Annotated in this window: 3 protein-coding genes; all 3 read right to left on the bottom strand. The window is 73.7% G+C overall.

The genetic code is table 11. The annotated features are described in order from the left end of the window. Positions 1–62: 62 nt before the first annotated feature. Entirely contained in the window at positions 63–1,967 is a 1,905-nt protein-coding gene (locus tag AOK23_RS36685; protein WP_079049913.1) for an ABC transporter ATP-binding protein, read from the bottom strand. Between the two features lie 224 nt (positions 1,968–2,191). Continuing rightward, the gene (locus AOK23_RS36680) at positions 2,192–4,054 is read right to left on the bottom strand and encodes an ABC transporter ATP-binding protein (RefSeq protein WP_055716827.1); all 1,863 of its coding nucleotides are present in this window, start codon (positions 4,052–4,054) and stop codon (positions 2,192–2,194) included. After that, a complete protein-coding gene (locus AOK23_RS36675; protein ID WP_063791470.1) occupies positions 4,051–5,946 on the bottom strand; it encodes an ABC transporter ATP-binding protein in 1,896 nt (631 codons plus the stop codon). Before AOK23_RS36675 ends, AOK23_RS36680 begins: the two co-directional genes overlap by 4 nt. Between the last annotated feature and the right edge of the window lie 93 nt (positions 5,947–6,039).

The raw sequence follows: 6,039 nt of genomic DNA, 5'->3' as shown, positions 1-6,039 counted from the left end.
CGGGCCCTCGCCGGAAGTCGCGCGCGTGGCGGGGCCCGTGGGCTCCTCGGGGGATCGAGTCGTCACCGTACGGTCTCCTCTGCGGCCAGCTCGTGCGTGCCCGCGCTCGCTTCCACGCATTCCTCCGCCTCCGCCTTCGCCGTCGTGGCGCCGACCCGCGCGTCGACACCTGACTCCGCCTTCGCCCTCGCCTCGACGCCGGTCTTCGACCGCGCCCCGGCGCCTGGCTTCGCCACAACGACGGCGCTCGCCCTCGTCTCCTCGTCCCCCTCCTCACCCGCGTCCCGGGCCACCAGCGCGCGGTAGCCCGGCTCTGTCGCCAGGAGTTCGCGGTGGGTGCCGGTGGCCGCCGTCTTGCCCTCGGTCAGGTAGACGACCGTGTCCGCGTGGTCCAGGACGAGGGGGGACGTCGTGGTCACCACGGTCGTGCGGCCCTCCCGGGCCGTCCGCAGGCGTTGGGCCACGCGGGCCTCCGTGTGCGCGTCGAGCGCCGACGTCGGCTCGACCGCCAGCAGGATCTCGGCGTCGGCCAGCAGCGCCCGCGCCAGCCGTACCCGCTGCCGCTGGCCCCCGGAGAGGTTGCGTCCCTGGGCGTCGATCGCCGAGTCGAGCCCGTCCGGCAGGCCCTGCACGATGTCGTCGGCGACGGCCGCGCGCACCGCCTCCGCGATCTCCGCGTCGGACGGCTCCGTACGGCCGCCGAGCAGCTCCCGCAGCCGCCCCGCGAACAGGTCCGCCTCGTGGTCGGCGACCAGGACCCGCTCCCGGACCCGCGCCAGCGGGATCTCGTCGAGCGGGATGCCGCCCCAGGTCGCGGCCGTCGGCATGTACCGTCCGAGCCGGTCCACGATCAGTGCCGCGTCGGCGGGCCGGTCGCCGGCCAACGCGGTCAGCCGGCCCGGCAGCACCCGTACGCCCGACTCGGGGTCGTGCAGCGCCGACGGCTCCGCGGGCGCGTCCCGTGTGCCGTGGTCCGGCAGCGGCTCCAGGTCCAGGAACCGGATGACGCGCCGCGCCGCCACCACCCCGCGGCTCACCTCGTACCCCCAGTCGACGAAGTACGACACCGGCCGCACCAGCACGGTCACGTATCCGTACACCGACACCAACTCGCCCACGGTGATGGCGCCCTGGGCGGCCAGCCGCGCCGCCAGCCAGGTCACCACCGCGAGGAACAGGGTCGGCAGCCCCACCCCGAGCGCCTGAAGCCAGCTGGTCACCGAGCCGACCCGGTAGCCCTGCGCCCGCAGCCGCTGCGAGTCGCGGTGGAACGCGTCGGCGACGAGGCCCTTGCCGCCGAGGCCGTTGAGGACGCGCAGCCCGCTCGCGAGGTCCGCGATCCGCGCGGTCAACACCCCCTGCCGTTCCCGGTACTCCGCCTCCGTGCCCTGCAGCCGCCGCAGCAACGGCCCCACCAGGACGGCCATCAGCGGCATCCCGAGCAGCACGACCGTCGCGATGGGGACGGACACGGAGAACAGCAGCCCCGCGACCACCAGATACGCGGCGAGCGCGCCCGCGCCCGGCCCGATGACCGTCAGCGAGGAGGAGATCGTGTTGACGTCGCCCACTCCGATCGTGACGACCTCACCGGCGCCGACCCGCCGCGGCAGCGCCGCGCCCAGCCGGACCGCGTGCGCCATCACCACCTTCACGGTGCGGAAGTTGGCGTCCATCCGTACTCGGGTCATGGTGCGGTGCCGCATGACGCTCAGCCAGGCGTTGAACGCGCCCACCCCGAACAGGGCCACCGACCAGCCGACCAGCGCCCGGTGGTCGCCGGGCAGGAGACCCTCGTCGATGGCCCGTGACAGCATGTACGGCGTCGCCGCGAGCAGCACCATCCACACGCAGGAGATCAGCGAGCCGAGCGCGGAGCGGCCCGCCTGCTTCCGGACCAGCCACCAGAGGTAGCGTGCCCCGCCCCGGCGGTCGGGGACGCCCGGGTCCTCGTACGCGTCGATCATCGGCCCCCCGGTTTCTCCCGCCGGACGTACGTGTCGCATGCCGGGTCGCATGGCGTGCCGTGTGCCGAGCGGGTCGTACTACGGACGTGCTGTGGTCCGGACTGATCGTATTCCGGACGTTTCCCGGTCCGGACGCGGCGTGGTCCGGACCTGTCGTTCGCCGGTCCGGATGCGGTGGGTCCGGACCTGTCGTTCGCCGTGCGCGGTCGGCCGCCGCGCGCCCGCTACGCCAGGCTGTCCCGCCACGCCTGATGCAGGTCGGCGAAGCGGCCCTCGCCCGCGATGAGTTCCGCGGGGGTGCCGTCCTCGACGATCCGGCCGTGCTCCATGACCAGCACGCGGTCGGCGATCTCCACCGTCGACAGCCGGTGGGCGATCACCACGGCCGTACGGCCCTGGAGGACCGTGGACATGGCGCGCTGCACGGCCCGTTCACCGGGGATGTCGAGGGAGCTGGTGGCCTCGTCGAGGATGAGGACGGCCGGGTCGGCGAGCAGCGCGCGGGCGAACGCCACGAGCTGGCGCTGCCCGGCGGAGATGCGCCCGCCCCGTTTGCGTACGTCGGTGTCGTAGCCGTCGGGGAGCGCGCTGATGAAATCGTGGGCGCCGATGGCCTTGGCGGCGCGTTCGATCTCCTCGCGGGTGGCGTCGGGGCGGCCGATGGCGATGTTCTCGGCGACCGTGCCGGAGAACAGGAACGCCTCCTGGGTGACCATCACCACCCCGCGCCGCAGCTCGGGCATCGCGAGGTCGCGCAGGTCGACCCCGTCGAGGAGGATCCGCCCGGACGAGGGGTCGTAGAAGCGGGCCAGCAGCTTGGCGAGCGTCGACTTGCCCGCGCCGGTGGAGCCGACCACGGCGACCGTGCTGCCCGCGGCGAGGGTGAGGTCGAAGCGGGGCAGGACCTCGCCGCCGGTGCGGTACGCGAACCGTACGCCGTCGAAGACGACCTCGCGGCCCGGCATCTCGGAGACCGCGGCGGGCAGCTCCCTCGCCTCCTTCGGCTCGGGCACCGACGGCCGCTGGGCCAACAGCCCCGCGATCTTCTCCAGCGAGGCGGCCGCCGACTGGTAGGAGTTGAGGAACATGCCGAGCCGGTCGATGGGGTCGTACAGCCGCCGCAGGTACAGCACCGCCGCCGCCAGCACACCCAGCGCGAGCGACTCGGACGCCACCCGGTACGCGCCCCACAGCACGATCGCCGCGACCGTGATGTTGGCGACCACGCGGGAGCCGACGACGTACCGGGCCATCTCCAGGATGGCGTCGCCGTTGGTGCGCTCGTGGTGGCTGTTCAGGCGCCGGAACTCGGCGTCGTTCACCTTCTCGCGGCGGAACGCGCGCACCGGGCGGATGCCGTTCATCGTCTCCGCGAACTTCACGATCACGGCGGCGATCGCGGTGGACCGGGCCGCGTACACCCCGGCCGCCCGCCGCTGGTACAGCCGTACGAGCCCGTACAGCGGCACGAACGACGCCAGCGCCGCCGCGCCGAGACCGAGGTCCAGCCAGAGCAGCATCGCCGAGATGTAGACGAAGGCGAGGATCACGGTGATGAGTTCCTGCAGTCCCTCGTCGAGCAGCTCCCGCAGGGACTCGACGTCCGTGGTGGAGCGCGAGATCAGCCGGCCCGAGGTGTACCGCTCGTGGAAGTCGATGCTCAGTGCCTGGGCGTGCCGGAAGATCCGGCCGCGCAGATCCAGCAGCACGTCCTGGTTGACCCGCGCGGACGCCCCGATGAAGGCGAACTGCAGCAAGCCGGCCGCGAGCGCGCACACCAGGTACGCGACGCCCACGGTGATCAGCGGCCCGTGCCGGCCGTCCCGGAACGCCGGGACGGCACGGTCGATGGCGTACGCCACCAGCAGCGGGCCGGCCTGCACCGCCGCCTGCTGGAGCAGGAGCAGCACGCTCGTGAACGCGACCCGCGCCTTCATCGGCGCCAGCAGGGACCGCAGCAGTGCGAGGGTGGCGCCCGGCGGGGTGGGCAGGTCGTCGTGGTCGAAGGGGTCGGCCACCCCCTGCTCGACGGGTCGTTCGTCGCCGTCCGGTTCCCTGTTCGGCGCGGTGGTCGTGGGCGCCGTCATCGCGCGTCCCCCTCGGTCTCCTCGGTGCCCGACATCAGATGGGCGTACTCGGCGTTCGTCCGCAGCAGTTCGTGGTGGGTGCCCACGGCGGCGACACGGCCGCCGGACAGCAGCGCCACCCGGTCGGCCAGCAGCACCGTCGACGGGCGGTGCGCCACGATGAGGGCCGTCGTCTCCGCGAGCACCCGGCGCAGCGCCGCCTCCACCGCGGCCTCCGTGTGCACGTCCAGCGCCGACAGCGGGTCGTCCAGCACCAGGAAGCGGGGCCGTCCGACCACCGCGCGCGCCAGCGCCAGCCGCTGCCGCTGCCCGCCGGAGAGGCTGAGGCCCTGCTCGCCCACCTGCGTGGCGGTGCCGTCGGGCAGGCTGTGCGCGAAGTCGGCCTGCGCGATGGCGAGGGCCCGGTCCAGCTCGGGCTGCCCGGCGTCCGGCCCGGCGCCCATCAGGACGTTCTCGCCGACGGTCGCGGAGAAGAGCGTCGGCTCCTCGAAGGCCACGGAGACCTTCGCCCGCAGCTCCTCCCTCGGCATCCCGGCGATGTCCTCGCCGTCCAGGGTGATCCGGCCGTCGGTCACCTCGTGCAGCCGGGGCACGAGCGCGGTGAGCGTCGTCTTGCCCGACCCGGTGGCGCCGACGAGCGCCATGGACTCACCGGGCCGGATGTGGAGGTCGATCCGGTCGAGGACGGGGGGCGTGTCGGCGGGCGCGTCGGGATAGCGGAACCGCACGCCGTGGAACTCCAGGCCGCCCCGCACCGCCTCCGCCGCGGGCCGCAGGTCGCCCCCGGTGCCGTCGGCGCCCTCTGGCTCGGCCCCCTCCGACCCGGCGCCCTCCGGCTCGGCGTCCAGCACCTCGAAGTACCGCTCGGTCGCGGTGGCCGCCTCCTGGCTCATCGCCAGCAGGAAGCCGATGGAGTCCACCGGCCACCGCAGCGCGAGCGCCGTCGACAGGAACGCCACCAGCGTCCCCGCGGAGAGCGCGCCGTCCGCCACCTGCACCACGCCCACGACGAGCGCCGCCCCGATGGCGAGTTCGGGCAGGGTGATGATGACGCCCCAGATCGCGGAGAGCAGCCGCGCCTTGCGCAGCTCCGTGCCCCGCAGGGTCCGGGACAGCTCGCGGAAGGCCCGCGCCTGGCTGCGGTGCCGCCCGAACCCCTTGATGATCCGGATGCCGAGGACGCTCTCCTCGACGACCGTGGTCAGATCACCCACCTGGTCCTGGGCGAGCCGCGCGACCGCCGCGTACTTCCGCTCGAAGGCGACACAGGTGACGATCACGGGCACGGCGGGCCCGAGGATGACCAGACCGAGCGTCCAGTCCTGCATCAGCATGATGATCACACCGACGAGGATCGTCACCCCGTTGACCAGCAGGAACGTCAGCGGGAAGGCCAGGAACATCCGCAGCAGCGACAGATCCGTCGTGGCGCGCGACAGCAGCTGACCGGAGGCCCACCGGTCGTGGAAGGCGACCGGCAGCCGCTGCAGATGCCGGTAGAGGTCGGCCCGCATCGACGCCTCGACCCCCGCGAGCGGCCGCGCCACCAGCCAGCGCCGCAGCCCGAACAGCAGCGCCTCGGCGAGCCCGAGCAGCAGCAGGTACAGCGCGCCGAGCCATACGCCCGCCGGTTCGCGGTCCGCGACCGGCCCGTCCACCATCCACTTCAGGACGAGCGGGATGACCAGGCCCACGCAGGACGCGACTATCGCGACGGCCGCGGCCACGGACAGCCGCGCCCGCACGGGCCGGACGTACGGCCACAGCCGCAGCAGGCTGCGTACGGCGGAACGCCCCTCGGCCCGCCGGGCGGTCCGCGGCTCGGGTCCCTGGGGCTGCTCGGGGTCCTGGGTCTGGTCGGGTTCCTCGGCGGTTGCACGTGTCGTGGCCATCAGCAGCGAGCCTACGGATTGCCACTGACATCGCCCACCGAGTTTTGGCCGGACCGCGCTCGGCCATCGGTCCTACGACCGCCCGCCCCCAAC

This window comes from Streptomyces torulosus, from assembly GCF_001419765.1.
Classification (GTDB): Bacteria; Actinomycetota; Actinomycetes; order Streptomycetales; family Streptomycetaceae; genus Streptomyces; species Streptomyces torulosus.
Note: the sequence above shows the minus strand (reverse complement) of the source record. Positions and strands in the feature narration are given on the sequence as shown.

Excerpts from the sequence above, each read along its gene's own strand:
- AOK23_RS36685 (WP_079049913.1), bottom strand. The coding sequence starts at position 1,967 with ATGATCGACGCGTACGAGGACCCGGGCGTCCCCGACCGCCGGGGCGGG.
- AOK23_RS36680 (WP_055716827.1), bottom strand. The coding sequence starts at position 4,054 with ATGACGGCGCCCACGACCACCGCGCCGAACAGGGAACCGGACGGCGAC.
- AOK23_RS36675 (WP_063791470.1), bottom strand. The coding sequence starts at position 5,946 with ATGGCCACGACACGTGCAACCGCCGAGGAACCCGACCAGACCCAGGAC.